Source organism: Citrobacter sp. Cpa228, assembly GCF_030333085.1.
Classification (GTDB): domain Bacteria; phylum Pseudomonadota; class Gammaproteobacteria; order Enterobacterales; family Enterobacteriaceae; genus Citrobacter; species Citrobacter pasteurii.
On sequence record NZ_JAOWGQ010000055.1, the window covers coordinates 556639 to 577774 of the forward strand.

Consider the following 21136-nt stretch of genomic DNA (forward strand, 5'->3'; position numbering starts at 1 on the left):
AAATCCATAGAGCACTTACCGGTAAGGACTGCAACCCGCAGCCCGCTAACTGCCTGAAAGATCAATACGTCTTACGCCATTGCTGCGTTGATGATCGGTCGGGCAAAATTGGGTCATTCCGGAAAAGTTCTTGTTTTAACAAGATTCAACACGGAAACAAGACCATTATTCCACTGCTAACCTTGTTATAGCAAGATGACTTTTGCCATTTATCACCCGGTTACTCACAGTTTTTACACTTCCGCCTGGTGATTGCTTTAATAACCACCAAATCGGTTATGTCAAACTTAAGTAATCGGGTATAGCAGTTAATATAAGCATAGAAAAATGTGTGGCGCGAATCTTGATGGCTATTTAAAATCGGCCCCCATGAAAACAGAGACTCCAGCCGTAAAAATAGTTGCCATTACTGCCGATGAAGCAGGGCAACGCATCGACAACTTTTTGCGCACCCAGCTCAAAGGCGTGCCGAAGAGTATGATTTATCGCATTTTGCGTAAAGGCGAAGTGCGGGTGAATAAAAAACGCATCAAACCCGAGTACAAACTTGAAGACGGGGATATTGTGCGTATTCCGCCAGTGCGTGTCGCTGAGCGTGAAGAAGAAGCGATTTCTCCGAATTTGCAGAAGGTCGCTGCGCTGACTGATGTCATTTTGTATGAAGATGACCATATTCTGGTGCTTAACAAACCTTCTGGCACCGCCGTCCATGGTGGCAGCGGATTAAGCTTCGGCGTGATCGAAGGTTTACGTGCCTTACGTCCGGAAGCGCGTTTCCTTGAACTGGTGCATCGTCTGGACCGTGATACCTCCGGTGTGTTGCTGGTCGCCAAAAAGCGCTCGGCGCTGCGTTCACTGCATGAACAATTGCGTGAAAAAGGGATGCAAAAAGACTATCTGGCACTGGTAAGAGGTCAGTGGCAATCGCATGTCAAAGCTGTGCAGGCACCTTTGTTAAAGAACATTCTGCAAAGCGGCGAACGTATCGTGCGGGTAAATCAGGAAGGAAAACCGTCGGAAACCCGTTTTAAAGTGGAGGAGCGCTATGCGTTTGCCACGCTGGTACGTTGTAGCCCGGTAACCGGTCGTACTCACCAGATCCGTGTGCATACGCAATTTGCCGGACATCCGATTGCTTTTGATGACCGCTATGGCGACCGTGAGTTCGATAAGCAACTGACGGGTACGGGGTTGAACCGTCTGTTTCTGCACGCTGCTGCGTTGAAGTTTACTCATCCTGGTACGGGTGAGGTTATGCGGGTTGAAGCGCCGATGGATAATCAGCTGAAACGCTGCCTTGAGGTATTACGCAGCAAAGCCTGATGCGCGTTGCGATTTTATCGCGTTAAACCCGTAGGCCGGATAAGACGTTTACGTCGCCATCCGGCATCTTTCCGCCTGATGGCGCTGCGCTTATCAGGCCTACTTGATTACGCCTGTACAGCAGTTCTTTAATCAGGCGTTCAGCGGGTTCATCTCTTCCCGGCGCAGCATCTGACACAAGGCGATCAGCGGCAAGCCAATCAGTGTGTTAGGATCGCGGCCCTCCAGACGCTCGAAGAGTGCGATACCTAATCCTTCACTTTTAAAACTACCTGCGCAGTGTAACGGGCGTTCTTTACGCACGTAATCTTCAATCTCCATTTCACTTAAATGGCGGAAATGGACATCGAACGGTTCAACTTCGGTTTGTAGATGACCGTTAGCTGAATTATAAAGCGCCAGTCCGGTGTAAAAAGTGACAATATTTCCACTGGCTTTGGTTAATTGTTGTCTGGCGTTTTCTTCCGTTAACGGCTTGCCGGTTATTTCACCATCAAGAACACAAATTTGATCAGACCCAATTATCAAATGTGATGGAAACCGATGGGCAAGGGATTGCGCTTTTTCCTGTGCCAGGCGTAACACTAAATGCCGGGGTGTTTCGCCGGGTAAGGGGGTTTCATCAACCTCTGGGGCTGCGCATTCAAACGGGATGGCCAATTTTTCGAGCAAAGCGCGACGCCAGGGAGAGGTAGACGCAAGAATAAGTTGAGGCATATTTTTTCTCCCGCATATAGCGTAATGATGAGAGCCATTTTAAACTATGAACTTCGTCCTTCAAGCTGGCTGCGATGGCTTGTCGTGATCGATTTTAAGTCGATGACCCGCAATGTGTGCGAATTATTGGCAAAAGGCAACCACAGGCTGCCTTTTTCTTTGACTATATGACGTTACAAAGTTAATATGCGCGCCCTATGCAAAAGGTAAAATTACCCCTGACTCTTGATCCGGTTCGTACGGCTCAAAAACGCCTCGATTATGAAGGTATCTATACTTCTGATCTGGTTGAGCGCGTCGCCGATTCTGTAGTCAGTGTGGACAGTGATGTGGAATGCTCCATGTCGTTCGCTATCGATAACCAGCGCCTTGCCGTTATAACCGGTGATGCAAAGGTTTCGGTTACGCTCGAGTGTCAGCGTTGCGGGAAACCGTTCCCACTTCATGTTCACACAACATATTGTTTTAGTCCTGTCCGTTCTGACGAGCAGGCTGAAGCACTCCCGGAAGCGTATGAGCCGATTGAGGTTAACGAATTCGGTGAAATCGATCTGCTTGCAATGGTTGAAGATGAGATTATCCTCTCCTTGCCGGTAGTTCCGGTGCATGATTCTGAACACTGTGAAGTGTCCGAGGCGGACATGGTCTTTGGCGAATTGCCTGATGAAGCGCAAAAACCAAACCCATTTGCCGTATTAGCCAGCTTAAAGCGTAAGTAATTGAGGAGTAAGGTCCATGGCCGTACAACAGAATAAACCAACCCGTTCCAAACGTGGCATGCGTCGTTCTCATGACGCTCTGACCGCAGTCACCAGCCTGTCTGTAGACAAAACTTCTGGTGAACAACACCTGCGTCACCACATCACTGCCGACGGTTTCTACCGTGGCCGTAAGGTAATCGCTAAGTAATCACGCATGACTCAATGGGTTTCCCACTTCGGTGAGAAACACAGAGAGTACAAGCGTGATGAAGCTTAGTGAGGCTTTCCCCGGGTAACTGGGGAAATACCTAACCGGGCAGCGACGATACCTTGACACGTCTAACCCTGGCGTTAGATGTCATGGGGGGAGATTTTGGCCCTACCGTGACAGTGCCTGCAGCATTGCAGGCACTGAATTCTAATTCGCAACTCACTCTTCTTTTAGTCGGGGATCCCGATACAATCACGCCATTACTTGCCAAAGCTGACTTCGAACAACGTTCACGTCTGCAGATTATCCCTGCTCAGTCAGTTATTGCCAGTGATGCCCGGCCCTCGCAAGCTATTCGCGCCAGTCGTGGAAGCTCAATGCGTGTTGCCCTGGAGCTCGTGAAAGAAGGTCGAGCGCAAGCCTGTGTCAGCGCGGGTAATACGGGCGCACTAATGGGGCTTGCGAAACTCTTGCTCAAACCCCTTGAGGGTATTGAGCGTCCTGCGCTGGTCACGGTTTTACCGCATCAGCAAAAGGGCAAAACGGTGGTGCTGGATTTAGGCGCCAACGTGGATTGTGATAGCACGATGTTGGTGCAATTTGCCGTCATGGGTTCCGTGCTGGCAGAAGAGGTGGTTGGCATTGCCAGGCCTCGCGTTGCGTTACTCAATATCGGCGAAGAAGAAACTAAGGGTCTCGACAGTATTCGGGATGCTTCTGCTGTGCTAAAAACAATCCCTTCTATCAATTATATCGGCTATCTTGAAGCCAATGAGTTGCTGACTGGCAAAACTGATGTGTTGGTCTGTGACGGCTTTACAGGTAATGTCACATTAAAGACGATGGAAGGTGTTGTCAGAATGTTCCTTTCACTGCTGAAATCTCAGGGTGAGGGCAAAAAACGGTCGTGGTGGCTGCTGTTATTAAAACGTTGGTTACAAAAAAGCCTGACAAGGCGATTTAGTCACCTCAACCCCGACCAGTATAATGGCGCCTGTCTGTTAGGATTGCGCGGCACGGTGATTAAGAGTCATGGTGCGGCCAATCAGCGAGCATTTGAAGTCGCGATTGAACAGGCAGTGCAGGCGGTGCAGCGACAAGTTCCTCAGCGAATTGCCGCTCGCCTGGAATCTGTATACCCAGCTGGATTCGAACTGCTGGACGGTGGCGAAAGTATCAACTCACGAGTGCACAGGTAACAGTGCGACTGAGGGTGCTGTCAACGTACCAGTGATTTGCTCGTGGCGGTATATAACCAAAAAGTGACTGAGCGTACATGTATACGAAGATTATTGGTACTGGCAGCTATCTGCCTGAACAAGTGCGTACTAACGCCGATTTGGAAAAAATGGTCGAGACATCTGATGAGTGGATCGTCTCTCGTACAGGTATCCGCGAACGCCATATTGCTGGGCCAAATGAAACCGTTGCGACGATGGGCTTTGCCGCCGCGAACCGTGCACTTGAAATGGCCGGTATCGACAAAGAACAAATTGGTCTGATTGTGGTTGCTACCACGTCATCAACCCACGCATTTCCAAGCGCGGCATGCCAGATCCAAAGTATGCTGGGGATTAAAGGCTGTCCGGCATTTGATGTTGCTGCAGCCTGTGCGGGTTTTACCTATGCACTTAGCGTTGCCGATCAGTATGTAAAATCCGGCGCCGTCAAACATGCGCTGGTTGTCGGGTCGGATGTGCTGGCGCGCACGTGCGATCCAACCGACCGTGGAACGATCATTATTTTTGGTGATGGCGCGGGTGCGGTTGTACTGAGTGCATCAGAAGAGCCGGGTATTATCTCCACCCATTTGCACGCTGACGGTAGCTATGGCGAACTGCTGACGCTGCCTAATGCCGATCGCGTGAATCCGGAAAACCCGATTCACCTGACGATGGCGGGTAACGAAGTATTTAAAGTTGCGGTTACCGAACTTGCTCATATCGTTGATGAAACGCTGGAAGCAAATAATCTCGACCGTTCTGCGCTGGACTGGCTGGTGCCACATCAGGCAAACCTGCGCATTATCAGCGCAACAGCGAAAAAGCTGGGTATGTCGATGGATAATGTCGTCGTCACGCTGGACAGACACGGCAATACGTCCGCTGCCTCCGTACCGTGCGCGTTGGACGAAGCCGTCCGGGACGGGCGAATTAAAGCAGGGCAGTTGGTATTGCTTGAAGCCTTCGGAGGTGGATTCACCTGGGGCTCCGCGCTGGTTCGTTTCTAGTATAAGGATTTTAACATGACGCAATTTGCATTTGTGTTCCCCGGTCAGGGCTCTCAAACCGTTGGAATGTTGTCTGATATGGCAGCAAGCTACCCAATTGTTGAAGAAACTTTTGCTGAAGCCTCAGCGGCGCTGGGCTATGATCTGTGGGTTCTGACTCAGCAAGGTCCGGCAGAAGAACTGAATAAAACCTGGCAGACGCAGCCAGCGCTGTTGACGGCATCTGTCGCGCTGTATCGCGTATGGCAGCAGCAGGGTGGTAAAACACCTGCGCTGATGGCAGGTCACAGTCTGGGTGAATACTCTGCGCTGGTGTGTGCAGGTGTTATCAGTTTTGCTGATGCCGTGCGCCTTGTTGAACTGCGTGGCAAATTTATGCAGGAAGCGGTTCCGGAAGGCACTGGTGGCATGTCTGCTATCATTGGTCTGGATGATGCTGCTATCGCGAAAGCGTGCGAAGAATCTGCTGAAGGTCAGGTGGTTTCACCGGTAAACTTTAACTCACCGGGTCAGGTGGTTATTGCCGGGCACAAAGAAGCTGTAGAGCGTGCAGGTGCAGCCTGTAAAGCTGCTGGCGCTAAGCGTGCTCTGCCGTTACCGGTTAGCGTTCCATCTCACTGTGCGCTAATGAAGCCTGCAGCCGAGAAACTGGCTGTTGAACTGCAGAAAATTACCTTTAACACGCCGACTGTTTCCGTTGTGAACAACGTTGACGTGAAGTGCGAAACCACTGCCGATGCTATCCGCGATGCGCTGGTTCGTCAACTTTACAGCCCGGTTCAGTGGACTAAGACCGTTGAATTTATGGCATCTCAGGGCGTAGAGCACCTGTATGAAGTCGGTCCGGGTAAAGTCCTCACCGGTTTGACGAAACGTATTGTTGACACCCTGACTGCTTCGGCACTGAATGAGCCGGCGGCGATGTCTGCGGCGCTAGAGCAATAAAAGAGGAAAACCATGAGTTTTGAAGGAAAAATCGCGCTGGTTACCGGTGCAAGCCGTGGCATTGGCCGCGCAATTGCTGAGACACTCGTTGCCCGTGGCGCGAAAGTTATCGGTACTGCAACCAGCGAAAGCGGCGCGCAGGCCATTAGCGATTACTTAGGTGCAAGTGGCAAAGGTCTGATGTTGAATGTGACCGATCCTGCATCTATCGAATCAGTTCTGGGAAATATTCGTGCAGAATTTGGTGAAGTCGATATCCTGGTCAATAATGCCGGGATTACTCGTGATAACCTGTTAATGCGCATGAAAGATGACGAGTGGAACGATATCATCGAAACCAACCTGTCATCTGTTTTCCGTCTGTCAAAAGCGGTAATGCGAGCTATGATGAAAAAGCGTCATGGGCGTATTATCACTATCGGTTCTGTGGTTGGTACCATGGGAAATGCGGGTCAGGCTAACTACGCTGCGGCGAAAGCGGGTCTGATCGGCTTCAGTAAATCACTGGCGCGCGAAGTTGCGTCTCGTGGCATTACTGTAAACGTTGTTGCTCCGGGCTTTATTGAAACGGACATGACGCGTGCGCTGTCTGATGATCAGCGTGCGGGTATTCTGGCGCAGGTTCCTGCGGGTCGCCTTGGCGGCGCTCAGGAAATCGCCAGTGCGGTTGCATTTTTAGCTTCTGACGAAGCAAGTTACATCACAGGTGAGACTTTGCACGTCAACGGCGGGATGTACATGGTTTAACCACGATTGAAAAATATTTGCGTTATTAGGGTGAATGGCCTCAAAATAGCGCAAAATCGTGGTAAGACCTGCCGGGATTTAGTTGCAAATTTTTCAACATTTTATACACTACGAAAACCATCGCGAAAGCGAGTTTTGATAGGAAATTTAAGAGTATGAGCACTATCGAAGAACGCGTTAAGAAAATTATCGGCGAACAGCTGGGCGTTAAGCAGGAAGAAGTAACCAACAATGCTTCCTTCGTTGAAGACCTGGGCGCAGATTCTCTTGACACCGTTGAGCTGGTAATGGCTCTGGAAGAAGAGTTTGATACTGAGATTCCGGACGAAGAAGCTGAGAAAATCACTACCGTTCAGGCTGCCATTGATTACATCAACGGCCACCAGGCGTAAGTGAACATCTCCAGGCGGTCATTCGACCGCCTGAGTTTTATCTTTTTTCCCACTTGAATTATTTTTCCCTCCCTGGAGGACAACCGTGTCTAAGCGTCGTGTAGTTGTGACCGGACTGGGCATGTTGTCTCCTGTCGGCAATACCGTAGAGTCTACCTGGAAAGCTCTCCTTGCCGGTCAGAGTGGCATCAGCCTGATCGACCATTTCGATACTAGCGCCTATGCAACGAAATTTGCTGGCTTAGTAAAGGATTTTAACTGTGACGACATTATCTCGCGCAAAGAACAGCGTAAGATGGATGCCTTCATTCAATATGGAATTGTCGCTGGCGTTCAGGCCATGCAGGATTCTGGCCTCGAAATTACGGAAGAGAACGCTCACCGTGTTGGCGCCGCTATCGGCTCCGGTATTGGCGGTCTCGGTCTTATCGAAGAAAACCATACCTCTCTGGTAAATGGTGGACCGCGTAAGATCAGCCCGTTCTTCGTTCCGTCGACGATTGTTAACATGGTGGCGGGTCATCTGACCATCATGTACGGCCTGCAAGGGCCAAGCATCTCCATCGCCACGGCCTGTACTTCAGGCGTGCACAACATCGGTCATGCTGCGCGTATCATTGCATACGGCGATGCGGATGCGATGGTTGCGGGTGGAGCAGAAAAAGCCAGTACACCGCTGGGTGTGGGTGGTTTTGGCGCAGCACGTGCGCTGTCTACGCGTAATGATAACCCGCAAGCGGCAAGTCGTCCGTGGGATAAAGAGCGTGACGGTTTTGTGCTGGGCGACGGCGCAGGTATGGTGGTACTGGAAGAGTACGAGCATGCGAAAGCACGTGGCGCAAAAATCTATGCTGAAGTGGTTGGTTTTGGTATGAGCAGCGATGCTTACCATATGACATCACCTCCGGAAAATGGTGCAGGTGCTGCACTGGCGATGGTCAATGCGCTGCGTGATGCGGCGATTGAGCCTGGTCGTATTGGCTATGTCAATGCGCATGGTACGTCCACACCAGCAGGTGATAAAGCAGAAACCCAGGCCGTGAAATCGGTGTTTGGGGATGCTGCACGTAGTGTGATGGTCAGTTCAACCAAATCCATGACCGGTCACCTGTTGGGTGCAGCGGGTGCGGTAGAGTCTATTTTCTCTATTCTGGCGCTGCGCGATCAGGCTGTTCCGCCAACCATCAACCTGGACAACCCGGATGAAGGTTGTGACCTGGATTTCGTTCCGCACGAGGCGCGCCAGGTTAGCGGTATGGAATACGCACTGTGTAACTCCTTCGGCTTCGGTGGCACCAACGGTTCTGTGATCTTCAAAAAGATCTAAGCGCCAGCAGGTGACTTACCAGGCTCTAAGAGAAAAGGCCCGCTTGTCGGGTCTTTTTTTATTCAGTTTTCAGTCCTTGTCCTGGGTGACTCATCCTGCCAAACTAGCGAACCACGAATAAGGAGCCACTATGTTCTTAATTAATGGCCGTGAGCAGGATATGCTGGCTGCAAGCGATCGGGCGATGCAGTTTGGTGATGGCTGCTTTACCACTGCGCGTATTACCGACGGCGAAATTTGCTTTTTTGCAGCGCATCTCCAGCGTTTACAGGACGCATGCCAAACATTGTTTATCCCCTTCGATAAGTGGTCAGAACTGCAAGCTGAAATGGAAAAACTGGCTGCAGGGCATGCACGTGGCGTACTGAAAGTGATTATCAGTCGTGGCAGTGGCGGTCGTGGTTACAGTGGAGCAAGCTGTCATGAGCCGACACGTATCCTCTCCGTCTCTGTTTACCCTGCACATTATGATAGCTGGCGAAAGCAAGGTATCGTGCTGACGTTAAGTCCTGTTCGCCTGGGGCGCAATCCGATGCTTGCCGGGCTTAAACATCTGAATCGACTTGAGCAGGTGTTGATTCGCTCTCATCTTGAGCAGACGGACGCCGATGAGGCGCTGGTTCTTGACAGCGAGGGATGGGTTACGGAATGCTGTGCGGCTAATTTGTTCTGGCGAAAAGACAGCGTGGTTTATACGCCGCGGCTGGATCAGGCCGGCGTGAATGGCATTATGCGACAATTCTGTATCCGGATGCTGGCACAATCGACGTTCAGTATTGTCGAAAAGTATGCCGGATTGGAAGAGGTTATGCGGGCCGATGAAATCGTCGTCTGTAATGCGTTAATGCCTGTTATTCCCGTGCGTGCTTGTGGTAACACGCTGCTGTCTTCGCGTTTGTTATTCGATTTTTTAGCCCCACTTTGTGAGCACCCGAATTAGTCATGAAAAAACTGTTACTCGTTGTCCTGTTATTGCTGGTTGTGCTGGGCATTGCCGCGGGAGTGGGAATGTGGAAAGTTCGCCATCTGGCGGACAGTAAGTTATTGATCAAAGAAGAGACGATTTTTACGCTGAAAGCGGGGACGGGCCGTCTGGCGCTAGGGGAACAGTTGTATACGGACAAGGTTATCAATCGCCCGCGCGTGTTCCAGTGGCTGCTGCGTGTGGAACCCGACCTGTCGCATTTTAAAGCCGGAACCTACCGTTTTACGCCCGACATGACGGTGCGGGACATGCTACAACTGCTGGAAAGCGGTAAAGAGGCGCAGTTCCCGTTACGCCTGGTTGAAGGGATGCGCCTGAGCGATTACCTGAAACAGCTGCGCGATGCGCCGTATATCAAACATACGCTGAGTGATGATAACTATGAGACCGTCGCCCAGGCGCTGAAGCTGGAAAACCCGCAATGGGTGGAAGGCTGGTTCTGGCCAGATACCTGGATGTATACCGCGAATACCACCGACGTGGCGTTGCTAAAACGTGCGCATCAGAAAATGGTTAAAGCGGTGGACACCGTCTGGGAAGGGCGTGCTGACGGCTTGCCTTATCAGGATAAAAATCAGTTGGTCACCATGGCCTCTATCATTGAAAAAGAAACCGCGGTTGCCAGTGAGCGCGACCAGGTGGCTTCAGTCTTCATTAACCGCTTGCGTATTGGCATGCGTTTGCAAACCGATCCAACGGTGATTTACGGGATGGGGACACGGTATAATGGCAAATTATCGCGTGCGGATCTGGAAATGCCGACTGCCTATAACACTTATACCATCACAGGTTTGCCGCCGGGTCCGATTGCCATGCCTGGCGAGGCTTCGTTACAGGCCGCAGCGCATCCGGCCAAAACGCCGTATCTCTATTTCGTCGCTGACGGTAAAGGCGGCCACACGTTTAACACTAATCTTGTCAGCCACAACCGCTCCGTGCAGGATTATCTGAAAGTGCTTAAGGAAAAAAATGGGCAGTAACTATATCGTCATCGAGGGCCTGGAAGGCGCCGGAAAAACTACTGCGCGTAATGTGGTGGTTGAGACACTTGAGCAACTCGGGATTCGCGACATGGTATTTACCCGCGAACCCGGTGGGACGCAGCTTGCGGAGAAATTAAGAAGTCTGGTGCTGGACATTAAATCGGTCGGCGACGAGGTGATTACCGACAAAGCCGAAGTCCTGATGTTTTATGCCGCGCGCGTCCAACTGGTTGAAACGGTGATTAAGCCGGCGCTGGCAAAAGGCCGCTGGGTTATTGGCGATCGTCACGATCTGTCGACCCAGGCCTATCAGGGCGGCGGCCGTGGCATCGATCAACACATGCTGGCAACCCTGCGCGATGCGGTGCTCGGCGATTTTCGCCCGGACCTGACGCTCTATCTGGATGTAACTCCAGAAGTCGGCTTAAAACGTGCCCGTGCCCGTGGCGAGCTGGATCGTATCGAGCAGGAATCTTTTGATTTCTTTAATCGCACCCGCGCACGCTATCTCGAACTCGCCGCTAAAGACGCCAGCATTCGTACTATTGATGCTACGCAGCCGCTGGAGGCTGTAATGGCTGATATCCGTAATACCATCACCGAGTGGGTGAAGGAGCAGGGCGCATGAAATGGTATCCATGGTTACGACCGGATTTTGAAAAACTGGTAGCCAGCTACCAGGCGGGTCGTGGTCACCATGCGTTACTGATTCAGGCGTTACCCGGCATGGGTGACGACGCGTTGATTTACGCGCTCAGCCGCTATTTAATGTGCCAGCAGCCGGAAGGACATAAAAGCTGCGGGCACTGCCGTGGCTGTCAGTTGATGCAGGCAGGTACACACCCGGACTACTATTCGTTGCTGCCGGAAAAAGGCAAAAGCACGCTGGGTATTGATGCGGTACGTGAAGTCAGCGAGAAGCTGTATGAGCATTCACGCCTTGGCGGTGCGAAAGTGGTGTGGATCCCGGATGCCGCTCAGTTAACCGATGCCGCCGCCAATGCCTTGCTGAAAACGCTGGAAGAACCGCCCGCGCTGACCTGGTTTTTCCTCGCCAGCACAGAGCCGGCAAGATTGTTAGCGACGCTACGTAGCCGCTGTCGGTTACATCATCTTGCTCCTCCGGCAGAATCGTATGCCATATCCTGGCTTGCCCGCGAAGTGACGGCATCTCAGGAGGCGCTACTGAGCGCATTGCGGCTGAGTGCCGGATCGCCCGGTGCGGCATTAACGTTGCTACAAGCCGAAAGCTGGGCGCACCGGACCGACTTCTGTGCGGCACTGGCGAACACATTGCAGTCCGACGACTGGTATATCCTGTTGGCGGCACTCAATCATGAGCAAGCTGCGACCCGTTTACACTGGCTGGCAACGTTGTTTACAGATGCCCTCAAACGCCCGTATGGTGTGGCACATTTAACTAATCCTGATGCTCTGGCGTTGATATCGTCAATCGCTGAGCGGTTATCCGTCGCGCAGATACAGGCGATACTTGGTGATGTTTGTCACTGTCGTCAGCAATTGCTTAACGTGACGGGCGTAAACCGTGAACTGGTATTAACCGATCTTATTCTCCGTACTGAGCATTATCTGCAACCAGGCACCACGCTGCCTGTTCCCCATCTTTGAGAGAGACATTATGTTTTTAGTCGACTCGCACTGTCATCTTGATGGCCTGGATTATCAATCTCTGCATAAGGACGTGGATGACGTGCTGGCGAAAGCGGCCGCACGCGATGTGAAGTTCTGTCTTGCCGTTGCCACCACGCTACCGGGATACCGCAGTATGCGTGAACTGGTTGGTGAACGTGACAATGTGGTTTTCTCCTGCGGGGTGCATCCGTTAAATCAGGACGAAACCTATGACGTTGAAGACCTGCGCCGTTATGCCGCTGAAGAAGGCGTTGTCGCGATGGGGGAGACCGGACTGGACTATTTCTATACGCCAGAAACCAAGGTGCGCCAGCAGGAATCATTCATCCACCACATTCAGATTGGCCGTGAGTTACACAAGCCTGTTATCGTACATACCCGCGATGCGCGTGCTGATACGCTGTCGATTCTGCGCGAAGAAAAAGTGACGGATTGTGGCGGCGTACTACACTGTTTTACAGAGGACAGGGAAACTGCGGGTAAATTGCTGGATCTCGGATTTTATATCTCGTTTTCTGGCATCGTCACGTTCCGTAATGCTGAACAGCTTCGTGATGCTGCGCGTTATGTTCCGCTGGATCGTTTGTTAGTTGAGACTGATTCCCCATACCTTGCGCCCGTACCGCATCGTGGAAAAGAGAATCAGCCAGCCATGGTTCGTGATGTCGCAGAGTACATGGCCGTATTGAAAGGTGTTGCCGTTGAAGAACTGGCGCAAATCACCACAGATAACTTTGCCCGCCTGTTTCACATCGACGCCTCTCGCCTGCAATCAGTCCGCTAACTGAGTTTTTTTAAAGCTCGTAATTAATAAATAAAGCGAGTAAAGTTCACCGCCATTAAATGGGCGGTGAATAACCAGTTGGAAACATTCAGATACTCAATTTATCGGAATGTGCGAGTTTTTCGGCCATCCAAAGCTGAATTGTGATAGCCGTCAAACAAAAACGAACTGAATTATTTTACTCTGTGTAATAAATAAAGGGTACTTAGATACCCTGTCCACGGCGAGGTTCTCCCCCCTCGCCAATGCGTGAGAACGTAGAAAAGCACAAATACTCAGGAGCACTCCTAATTATGTTTAAGAATGCATTTGCTAACCTGCAAAAGGTCGGTAAATCGCTGATGCTGCCGGTATCCGTACTCCCGATCGCAGGTATCCTGCTGGGTGTCGGTTCCGCTAACTTCAGCTGGCTGCCAGCCGTTGTATCGCACGTAATGGCAGAAGCAGGCGGTTCTGTTTTTGCGAACATGCCGCTGATTTTCGCTATCGGTGTTGCGTTAGGCTTCACCAACAACGACGGCGTATCCGCTCTGGCATCCGTTGTTGCTTACGGCATCATGGTCAAGACCATGGCTGTTGTTGCGCCGCTGGTTCTGCATTTACCTGCTGAAGAGATCGCCGCTAAACACCTTGCTGATACGGGTGTTCTCGGGGGGATTATCTCCGGTGCGATCGCAGCGTATATGTTCAACCGCTTCTACCGTATCAAATTGCCTGAGTATCTGGGCTTCTTTGCCGGTAAGCGCTTCGTTCCTATTATTTCTGGTCTGGCTGCCATCTTCACGGGTGTGGTCCTGTCCTTCATTTGGCCGCCGATCGGTACTGCTATTCAGACGTTCTCCCAGTGGGCTGCATACCAGAACCCGGTCGTGGCGTTCGGTATCTACGGCTTCATTGAACGCTGCCTCGTGCCGTTTGGTCTGCACCATATCTGGAACGTTCCATTCCAGATGCAGATCGGTGAATACACCAACGCTGCAGGCCAGGTTTTCCACGGCGACATCCCTCGCTATATGGCAGGTGACCCGACTGCGGGCAAACTGTCCGGTGGCTTCCTGTTCAAAATGTACGGTCTGCCGGCTGCCGCTATCGCTATCTGGCATTCTGCAAAACCAGAAAACCGTGCGAAAGTGGGCGGTATCATGATCTCCGCGGCGTTGACCTCGTTCCTGACCGGTATCACCGAGCCGATCGAGTTCTCCTTCATGTTCGTGGCACCGATTCTGTACATCATCCACGCGATTCTGGCTGGCCTGGCATTCCCAATCTGTATTCTACTGGGTATGCGCGACGGTACATCATTCTCCCACGGTCTGATCGACTTTATCGTTCTGTCCGGTAACAGCAGCAAACTGTGGCTGTTCCCGATTGTCGGTATCGGTTATGCGATCGTGTACTACACCATTTTCCGTGTGTTGATCAAAGCGCTGGACCTGAAAACGCCGGGTCGTGAAGATGCGACTGAAGACAACAAAGCGGGCGCGACTGGCGAAATGGCACCGGCCCTGGTTGCTGCGTTCGGCGGTAAAGAAAACATCACTAACCTCGATGCGTGCATCACACGTCTGCGCGTCAGCGTTGCTGACGTTGCCAAAGTGGATCAGGCTGGCCTGAAGAAACTGGGTGCGGCGGGCGTTGTGGTCGCGGGTTCTGGTGTTCAGGCTATTTTCGGTACCAAGTCCGATAACCTGAAAACTGAAATGGATGAGTACATCCGTAACAGCTAAGCAGTAAGACGTTGGGGAGAACTAAGGCAGCCTGCGGGCTGCCTTTTTTATTGCATTAATTGGCCTGAACGCGTATCGGCGCCGTCGCCGCGAACAGCCACGGGCGCGCGTCGCTGCCCACGCGTGGCGATAGCGTTTCTCTGACCTGTTGATGGTAATCATCAATCCACTGCTTTTCAGCCTCACTCAGCAGATGCAGCTCAACCAGATTCAAATCAATCGGCACCAGCGTCAGCGTTGAGAAACGACAGAAGCCAGGGCGACTGTTGATAATCTCCACCTGATTCTCAATGCGGATGCCATATTGTCCAGCCAGATAATAGCCCGGTTCGATGGTGATAATGTTACCTGCCACCAGCGGCCAGGGATTTACTTTTTTTGCAATACGATGAGGCTGCTCATGGATCAGTAGCTGGTGGCCAACGCCGTGTCCTGTGCCGTGGTCAAAATCCAGACCCAACTCCCAAAGCGCCCGACGGCTAAACGCATCCAGTTGATGACCCTGCGTGCCGCTGGGGAATTGCAATGAGATCAGTGATAAAAACCCTTTCAGCACGGCGGTGTAATGCAGTCGCCGCTGCGGTTCCTGTGGACCAAAGGCGAGTGTTCTTGTTGTATCCGTAGTGCCATTTTGATACTGGCCGCCGGAATCATTCAGGTACATTGCCTGTGTGGTGATGGGCGTGTTTGTTTTCTCGCTGGAATGGTAATGACACATCGCCGCATTGCTGGCAGAGGCGGAAATCGTGCTGAAACTTTGCTCGATAAATCCTGGCTGCTGCTGGCGAAACGCCAGCTGTTTGGCTTGTGCTTCCAGTTCAGTGACAGGATTACCTGCTGCCTCGCGCAGAGGGACCTCATGCGCCAGCCAGGCCAGAAAGTTTACCCATGCGGCGCCATCCTGTTCATGGCATTCCCGATACCCTGCCAGCTCAACATCATTTTTATGCGCTTTCATTAAGGTAATGGGGTCAGGGGCCCATAAGACGTCACCGCCGTGTCCTTCAATAGCAAAGCGCAGCGCGACCGGGGCGTAGTCTTTATCAACGAGGAAGCGTTTTCCTTCCGCCAACTGCTGGCAGCGCGCAAGGAAACTCTCTTGCGGGGCCAGCGTGACCGTCTCCAGCAATGATGCGGGCAGTTGCTGCGTCTTATTATTATCAACAAACCACTCCAGTTCGCCGCTGCGATGGAGCAGGGCAAACGAAAAAGGAACCGGAACCATCGCAAGATCGGCTCCACGGACATTGAGTAGCCAGGCGATGTTATCCGGCAGCGTAATCGCCAGCACGTCGGCCTGATACTGAGTCAGTTGCTCTACTATTCGTTCGCGCTTATGTGTGCTGCTTTCGCCGCTTATCTCAACGGGCATTTCACGAATAACACCACTGGGGGCGGCTGGACGGTCGAGCCAGATCTGGTCGAAGGGATCGCGTTCCATCGGAACCAGTTTGCAGTGGGTGGCCGACAGTGCTTCAAATTGGCTGTTGACCATCAGCAGAGGTTCAAAGCCGATACGCGCACCAGAGGTGACGTAAGCCTGCAAGTAGTCGGCCAGAGGTTCATCGTGTAAATGATGGATTTCAAAATCATCGAGAGAGACTTCGTTACGCACCTGGACCTGATAGCGCCCATCGACAAACATCAGCGCGCGATCGCGAAGTACCAATGCAAGACCCGCGGAACCGCTAAAACCAGTGAGCCAGGCTAGTTTATTGTCGTGCGGTGTGCAATCTTCGCTCTGATGAGCATCGGCGCGGGGAACAATCATGCCATCCAGTCCCTGCGCTAACAGCAGACTGCGCAGGGCGGAAAGGGGAGTTGAATTGTGCATAGTTACCTTCAGGCCTTAACGGAACGGCGGTTCGTTGAATGTACGTAATTTGCGGGAGTGCAGCCGGTCGCCTTCGGCACGCAGCCGGTCGATAGCCCGGATGCCAATTTGCAGGTGCTCAGAAATGGCCCCTTCATAAAAACGGTTGGCCTGACCAGGCAGTTTGATCTCACCGTGGAGCGGTTTATCGGAAACACACAGCAGCGTGCCATAAGGGACGCGGAAACGATAGCCCTGGGCTGCAATGGTGGCACTCTCCATATCAATAGCGACGGCACGACTGAGGTTAAAACGCAGTGCAGAAGCGGAATAGCGTAATTCCCAGTTACGGTCGTCGGTGGTGACGACGGTGCCGGTACGCAGCCGCTGTTTAACCTCTTCACCCGGCATGCCGCTGACTTCTTTGGTCGCGTCATACAGGGCGCGTTGTACTTCCGCAATGCTCGGAATCGGAATATCCGGCGGCAGTACGGCATCCAGTACATGGTCGTCACGCAGATAAGCGTGGGCCAGAACATAGTCGCCAATCGCCTGGCTTTCTCGCAGGCCGCCGCAGTGACCAATCATCAACCAGACGTCAGGACGCAGCACGGCCAGATGGTCGCAAATGGTTTTGGCGTTAGAGGGGCCGACGCCGATATTAACCAGCGTGATCCCCTGACCGTCGGCGGTGATTAAATGCCAGGCGGGCATCTGGTGTTTTTTCCACGCCAGATCGGAGATGGCCTCTTCCGGTGCTTCGGTTTCCGCGGTGATCCAGATCCCGCCCGCGCATGACAGCGCGATATAGGGGCTGTCCGGGTCAAGGATTTGGCTGCAGCCCCAGCGCACGAACTCATCGACGTAGCGGGTGTAGTTAGTGAACAGCACAAACGGCTGGAAGTGTTCAACCGGCGTTCCCGTGTAGTGACGCAGTCGCGCCAGCGAGAAATCGACTCGTCGCGCGTCGAAGTGCGACAACGGGGAGAACTCCGCCGGATGATAGGTACCGTCGGCTGTTTCATCACCAATCTGTGAAAGCTCGGTGGTTGGGAAATGGCGCGTCAATCCGGCACTCATCGAGCGGTCAAGCGTGAGTTCAGAACCGTCAATTACATACGGATAGGGAATTTCATGTTGCGACGGCTCGACGGAAATATGCGCATCATAATCCTGATACAGCAGCGTCAGTTGTTCTTCAAGATAAGGGCGAAAAAGCGACGGGCGGGTGATGGTCGTGGTATAGCAGCCTGCATGGGTAAAACGGCCATATGCGCGCGTTTTCGGTGGGTTTGTGGCACTGCCATCCCAGGTGACACAAAGCGATGGGTAAACAAAAAGACCGTTTTGGCGGGCGATGTCGTCAGGGAGCGTCCCTGTTTCAATATACTTACCAATGGCGCTACGCAGAGCCTTCACCGACTGTTCGTACAGCGCGTCCAGTTTATCCAGTGCCTGAGCAGGTGTCAGGCTGGAGCCCTTATTGTTCATGTCTGTCTCCTTGTTCCACAGATGTACTGCTCTCCCGATAGTATGTCACAGGAATGTGAAACAAAAGTCAGACGTTGAGGAAGATTATGCGAAGACCCGATGGCCTTCGCACAAAGGTTTACGCGTGTTGCTTATCTCTCATCAGCATTGCGGTGACGGCCGAAATAAGGCATCCGGCCATCAGGTAAATGGCCACGCTGTGCCAGTCGCCACCGGAGAAAGTCACTAATGCAGCGGCAATAAAAGGCGTAAAACCACCGCCGACAACGCTGGCAACCTGATAACCCACGCCCGCGCCACTGTAGCGATAGCTTGCGCCAAACAGGCCGGTAAACATAGGCTGCTGTACGCAGACCACCATATCGTGCGCAATGTTGGCCAGCATAATCGCGAAGAACACTATCCAGAAGAGGGACTGCGCTTCCAGGGCCATGAAAAACGGGAAGGCGCTCAGCGTACCGACCAGGGCACCGATAATGTAGACCCGGCGGCGGCCAAATCGGTCGGCAAGCCAGGCGAAGCAGGGGATGGTCAGGCAACTCAATCCACCGACTAGCAGCCCGATATTGAGAAAAAGTTCGCGCGGTAGCCCCAGATTTTGCGTGGAATAATTCAGGGCAAACGCGGTGACGATGTACATGGTCAACAGTTCACACAGGCGCAGGGCGATAATTTTCAAAAATGCCCCTGGGTGCCGGGCCAGCGCTTCGACAACCGGCAGGCGTTTTTTGGTTTGCGTCTGCTGTTGTTTTTGCTGTTCAAACTCTGCCGACTCTTCCATTCGGTTACGCATCCATAATGCGCCCAGAACCAGCACAATGCTGAACAGGAACGGGATGCGCCAGCCCCAACACAGAAACTGCTCATCGGTCGTTTGCGAACTGATTAGCGAAACCAGTCCTGTCGAGAGCAGCAGGCCGACGCCATAACCCACCTGAACGCCGCTGCTGTAGAATGCTTTTTTGTTTTTTGGTGCACTTTCGACGGAGAGTAGCGCCGCGCCGCCCCATTCACCGCCAACGGCGAATCCCTGAATGGCGCGCAGCGTCACCAGCAGAACCGGGGCCCACCAGCCGATGGTGTCAAAAGAGGGAATAATACCAATCAACGCTGTGGCAATGCCCATCATCCAGACGGTGAGCATCAGCATTCGTTTGCGACCCAGGCGATCGCCGAAGTGACCGAAGATCACCCCGCCTAACGGACGGAACAAAAATCCGACGCCAAAGGTGGCAAATGCGGCAAGTGTACCCATCGCCGGGCTGACCTGCGGGAAGAACTCGCGATTAAAAACCAGCGCGGCGGTGATGCCATAAAGCAGAAAATCATACCAGTCGACCACGGCACCCGCGAAGCTGCCGAGTGCGGCACGTCGGGCACGGTTAAGCGATGAGGTGTCCTGCTGGGGACCCGTGGAGGTGAGGGTGGAATCCATAGTTATCCTGTCTGTACTGTTTTTTAATTATTAGTCTTGGAGTTAGGTTACGCACATTGCAGTCGAGATATAAACGACTGTAATGAGACTACCGCGACAGACGAGAAGATAAAACGATTTTATCCCTTACAAGAGGGCAAGATGAAAAATAAGACGATTGAAGAAATTAATAAGCAAAAAGCCCGCTTAAGTTTCCTTAAACGGGCCTCTTAAATTTGGATCCTCTGACTGGGATCGCCTTAGTCATTAACTGGCTGGGAACTAGATCAGAAATCTTGTTTTGTCAAGACCATCAGAATGACCACCATTTGTTTGTGGGGATGCAGGGTGTTGTGAAGTAGCGGATGAATTACATTGATTTATGTTAGCAGTTCCGCGAACACTAAAACGCCTACTTCCGGGATTAATCAAATCCCGGACGCTAAAATAGCCCTGGTATTGCAAAATACTGTCGGTGCGGCTGTTTCATCCATCACCACGTATTGAGAATCATGTCAGGACAAATACTGACGAATATCGGAAGGTGCATAGTTTTGTTCCCACAAAGCTTTCATCATTAACATATAGGGCTCAATATAAGTGAAAAAAACCTGATAGCTTTCGCAAAAATAATTGAGCTCCGGGATGCCGCGTTCAGAAAGCACAACGCGATCTTTTGGGCAACCGCCATGGCAGGCAAATTTCACTTTGCAACTCATACACTCTGCTACCAGTAGCGGCTTGTTCTGCTCAATTATTTGATTTTCAGTGCTTTTTAGCATCGTAGTTATAACAGGTTGATGGTTGTTACTCAGCAAAGTTTTTGGATTAACCAGGCAATCGCACTCGTACAAATCATCGTTTATTTTCGATGCTAACACGCTATCACCAAAGAGCGCAAAAGCACAGGTCGGTGCAGGCAACCCACACCACGCAGCGAAAGCGTGCTCAAAAATGGGGATTTTAATTGTTCCGATATCCAGACGTACCCAGCTGTAAAAAAGCGTTTTTAAAAAAGTCCCTAATGCCGCGGGCGTAAGGCTTCGTGCATCCACACCACCTTGCGTAAGAGGTTCAAGTAAGGGGATAAACTGCATGTGGCGACTGCCAAGATTCTTCAGATAATGATAGAGTCGCAACGGGTTCTGGCTATTCATGGCGTTAATGACAGTCCGCGTACTAAATTCAAGATCGTGTTTTTGCAGCAACCTCACGGCCTCTTCAATCAGATGATATAGAGGTTTACCAGAAGTCGTTTTGCAGACACTGTCTTGCAACGAAATATCGTCATCCACTGCAATACTAATCAGAAACTGATTTTTCTTGAATAGCTCACACCAGCTATCATCCAGCAGAATGCCGTCGATTAGCAATGTGTTGATAATGTTTTTACCTTGTGCAAATTGCTGTTGCAGCTCGATAACTCGTTTAAAAAAGTTAAATCTGTCAAGCGTTGGTTCATTTCCCTGCCAGGTAAAAATCACATCGCCAGTTTCCTGGGTATCAATTTGCTGGCGAATAAATAGTTGAAGCGTCACATCATCTATATCCATACCGTTCGGGCAAGGTTGCGCCTTGAAGCAGTACGTACAACGTGAATTGCAGGATGCACTGGTGGGGGGTGTCATCACATGGCAATTTTTCATTATCGTTTTCATCACTTTATTTTTATTTGTTTTGTAATATGCAAGGA

At 51.8% G+C, this 21136-nt stretch carries 20 protein-coding genes; 15 read left to right on the plus strand and 5 right to left on the minus strand.

Annotated features, from left to right (window positions below; translation table 11 throughout):
* Positions 1–369 precede the first annotated feature (369 nt).
* Positions 370–1323 (plus strand): 23S rRNA pseudouridine(955/2504/2580) synthase RluC, encoded by a 954-nt coding sequence (gene rluC / locus OGX91_RS21180; protein ID WP_005129028.1) that lies wholly within the window; start codon positions 370–372, stop codon positions 1321–1323.
* 132 nt (positions 1324–1455) lie between these two features.
* On the opposite strand, the gene OGX91_RS21185 is transcribed toward rluC, so the two are convergent.
* A complete protein-coding gene (locus OGX91_RS21185; RefSeq protein WP_040230685.1) occupies positions 1456–2040 on the minus strand; it encodes a Maf family protein in 585 nt (194 codons plus the stop codon).
* A 197-nt stretch (positions 2041–2237) separates the two neighbouring features.
* Here OGX91_RS21185 and yceD point away from each other — a divergent pair, with 197 nt between their 5' ends.
* The 14 genes from yceD to ptsG all read left to right on the plus strand — a co-directional run bounded on the left by yceD (position 2238) and on the right by ptsG (position 14725).
* On the plus strand, positions 2238–2759 hold the full coding sequence (gene yceD / locus OGX91_RS21190; protein ID WP_003036239.1) for a 23S rRNA accumulation protein YceD: 522 nt from the start codon (positions 2238–2240) through the stop codon (positions 2757–2759).
* Between the two features lie 16 nt (positions 2760–2775).
* The gene (rpmF, locus tag OGX91_RS21195; RefSeq protein ID WP_003036242.1) at positions 2776–2949 is read left to right on the plus strand and encodes a 50S ribosomal protein L32; all 174 of its coding nucleotides are present in this window, start codon (positions 2776–2778) and stop codon (positions 2947–2949) included.
* A 122-nt stretch (positions 2950–3071) separates the two neighbouring features.
* On the plus strand, positions 3072–4151 hold the full coding sequence (gene plsX / locus OGX91_RS21200) for a phosphate acyltransferase PlsX (protein WP_071887359.1): 1080 nt from the start codon (positions 3072–3074) through the stop codon (positions 4149–4151).
* A gap of 77 nt (positions 4152–4228) precedes the next feature.
* A complete protein-coding gene (gene fabH / locus OGX91_RS21205) occupies positions 4229–5182 on the plus strand; it encodes a beta-ketoacyl-ACP synthase III (protein WP_005129019.1) in 954 nt (317 codons plus the stop codon).
* A 15-nt stretch (positions 5183–5197) separates the two neighbouring features.
* On the plus strand, positions 5198–6127 hold the full coding sequence (gene fabD / locus OGX91_RS21210) for an ACP S-malonyltransferase (RefSeq protein ID WP_149691507.1): 930 nt from the start codon (positions 5198–5200) through the stop codon (positions 6125–6127).
* Positions 6128–6139: 12 nt separating this feature from the next.
* Positions 6140–6874 (plus strand): 3-oxoacyl-ACP reductase FabG, encoded by a 735-nt coding sequence (gene fabG, locus OGX91_RS21215; protein WP_149691508.1) that lies wholly within the window; start codon positions 6140–6142, stop codon positions 6872–6874.
* Between the two features lie 155 nt (positions 6875–7029).
* Positions 7030–7266, plus strand: coding sequence for an acyl carrier protein (gene acpP, locus OGX91_RS21220; protein ID WP_000103754.1), 237 nt, complete (start codon positions 7030–7032; stop codon positions 7264–7266).
* A gap of 85 nt (positions 7267–7351) precedes the next feature.
* The gene (gene fabF, locus OGX91_RS21225) at positions 7352–8593 is read left to right on the plus strand and encodes a beta-ketoacyl-ACP synthase II (protein WP_005129014.1); all 1242 of its coding nucleotides are present in this window, start codon (positions 7352–7354) and stop codon (positions 8591–8593) included.
* A gap of 130 nt (positions 8594–8723) precedes the next feature.
* Entirely contained in the window at positions 8724–9533 is an 810-nt protein-coding gene (gene pabC / locus OGX91_RS21230) for an aminodeoxychorismate lyase (protein WP_005129012.1), read from the plus strand.
* A gap of 2 nt (positions 9534–9535) precedes the next feature.
* Positions 9536–10558, plus strand: a complete 1023-nt coding sequence (gene yceG, locus OGX91_RS21235; protein WP_040230692.1) for a cell division protein YceG — start codon at positions 9536–9538, stop codon at positions 10556–10558.
* Positions 10548–11189 (plus strand): dTMP kinase, encoded by a 642-nt coding sequence (gene tmk, locus OGX91_RS21240; RefSeq protein ID WP_155021303.1) that lies wholly within the window; start codon positions 10548–10550, stop codon positions 11187–11189. The genes yceG and tmk overlap by 11 nt, the downstream gene beginning before the upstream one ends.
* Complete coding sequence (gene holB / locus OGX91_RS21245; protein ID WP_286627254.1) at positions 11186–12190, plus strand: DNA polymerase III subunit delta'; 1005 nt, start codon at positions 11186–11188, stop codon at positions 12188–12190. The genes tmk and holB overlap by 4 nt, the downstream gene beginning before the upstream one ends.
* Before the next feature lie 10 nt (positions 12191–12200).
* A complete protein-coding gene (locus OGX91_RS21250; protein ID WP_149691512.1) occupies positions 12201–12998 on the plus strand; it encodes a metal-dependent hydrolase in 798 nt (265 codons plus the stop codon).
* Positions 12999–13291: 293 nt separating this feature from the next.
* Positions 13292–14725: a PTS glucose transporter subunit IIBC gene (gene ptsG / locus OGX91_RS21255; RefSeq protein WP_005128998.1), complete on the plus strand. Its 1434-nt coding sequence runs from the start codon at positions 13292–13294 to the stop codon at positions 14723–14725.
* A 55-nt stretch (positions 14726–14780) separates the two neighbouring features.
* Here the strand turns inward: ptsG and OGX91_RS21260 are convergent, their stop codons facing one another.
* From OGX91_RS21260 to OGX91_RS21275, 4 genes are all read right to left on the minus strand, one after another.
* Complete coding sequence (locus tag OGX91_RS21260; protein ID WP_155021302.1) at positions 14781–16559, minus strand: aminopeptidase P family protein; 1779 nt, start codon at positions 16557–16559, stop codon at positions 14781–14783.
* 15 nt (positions 16560–16574) lie between these two features.
* Complete coding sequence (locus OGX91_RS21265) at positions 16575–18029, minus strand: AMP nucleosidase (protein ID WP_005128994.1); 1455 nt, start codon at positions 18027–18029, stop codon at positions 16575–16577.
* Between the two features lie 118 nt (positions 18030–18147).
* Positions 18148–19464 carry a shikimate transporter gene (gene shiA / locus OGX91_RS21270; RefSeq protein WP_286627255.1) on the minus strand — a complete coding sequence of 439 codons (1317 nt, stop codon included), beginning with the start codon at positions 19462–19464 and terminating at the stop codon, positions 18148–18150.
* 494 nt (positions 19465–19958) lie between these two features.
* The gene (locus OGX91_RS21275) at positions 19959–21101 is read right to left on the minus strand and encodes a radical SAM/SPASM domain-containing protein (protein ID WP_353622682.1); all 1143 of its coding nucleotides are present in this window, start codon (positions 21099–21101) and stop codon (positions 19959–19961) included.
* Positions 21102–21136 lie beyond the last annotated feature (35 nt).

What these genes read in the sequence shown, in the direction of transcription:
- yceG (WP_040230692.1), top strand. Translation starts at nt 9,536, where the DNA reads ATGAAAAAACTGTTACTCGTTGTCCTGTTATTGCTGGTTGTGCTGGGC.
- OGX91_RS21265 (WP_005128994.1), bottom strand. Translation starts at nt 18,029, where the DNA reads ATGAACAATAAGGGCTCCAGCCTGACACCTGCTCAGGCACTGGATAAA.
- tmk (WP_155021303.1), top strand. Translation starts at nt 10,548, where the DNA reads ATGGGCAGTAACTATATCGTCATCGAGGGCCTGGAAGGCGCCGGAAAA.
- pabC (WP_005129012.1), top strand. Translation starts at nt 8,724, where the DNA reads ATGTTCTTAATTAATGGCCGTGAGCAGGATATGCTGGCTGCAAGCGAT.
- acpP (WP_000103754.1), top strand. Translation starts at nt 7,030, where the DNA reads ATGAGCACTATCGAAGAACGCGTTAAGAAAATTATCGGCGAACAGCTG.
- shiA (WP_286627255.1), bottom strand. Translation starts at nt 19,464, where the DNA reads ATGGATTCCACCCTCACCTCCACGGGTCCCCAGCAGGACACCTCATCG.
- OGX91_RS21260 (WP_155021302.1), bottom strand. Translation starts at nt 16,559, where the DNA reads ATGCACAATTCAACTCCCCTTTCCGCCCTGCGCAGTCTGCTGTTAGCG.
- OGX91_RS21275 (WP_353622682.1), bottom strand. Translation starts at nt 21,101, where the DNA reads ATGAAAACGATAATGAAAAATTGCCATGTGATGACACCCCCCACCAGT.
- rpmF (WP_003036242.1), top strand. Translation starts at nt 2,776, where the DNA reads ATGGCCGTACAACAGAATAAACCAACCCGTTCCAAACGTGGCATGCGT.
- fabD (WP_149691507.1), top strand. Translation starts at nt 5,198, where the DNA reads ATGACGCAATTTGCATTTGTGTTCCCCGGTCAGGGCTCTCAAACCGTT.
- OGX91_RS21250 (WP_149691512.1), top strand. Translation starts at nt 12,201, where the DNA reads ATGTTTTTAGTCGACTCGCACTGTCATCTTGATGGCCTGGATTATCAA.
- holB (WP_286627254.1), top strand. Translation starts at nt 11,186, where the DNA reads ATGAAATGGTATCCATGGTTACGACCGGATTTTGAAAAACTGGTAGCC.
- rluC (WP_005129028.1), top strand. Translation starts at nt 370, where the DNA reads ATGAAAACAGAGACTCCAGCCGTAAAAATAGTTGCCATTACTGCCGAT.
- yceD (WP_003036239.1), top strand. Translation starts at nt 2,238, where the DNA reads ATGCAAAAGGTAAAATTACCCCTGACTCTTGATCCGGTTCGTACGGCT.
- fabG (WP_149691508.1), top strand. Translation starts at nt 6,140, where the DNA reads ATGAGTTTTGAAGGAAAAATCGCGCTGGTTACCGGTGCAAGCCGTGGC.
- ptsG (WP_005128998.1), top strand. Translation starts at nt 13,292, where the DNA reads ATGTTTAAGAATGCATTTGCTAACCTGCAAAAGGTCGGTAAATCGCTG.
- fabH (WP_005129019.1), top strand. Translation starts at nt 4,229, where the DNA reads ATGTATACGAAGATTATTGGTACTGGCAGCTATCTGCCTGAACAAGTG.
- OGX91_RS21185 (WP_040230685.1), bottom strand. Translation starts at nt 2,040, where the DNA reads ATGCCTCAACTTATTCTTGCGTCTACCTCTCCCTGGCGTCGCGCTTTG.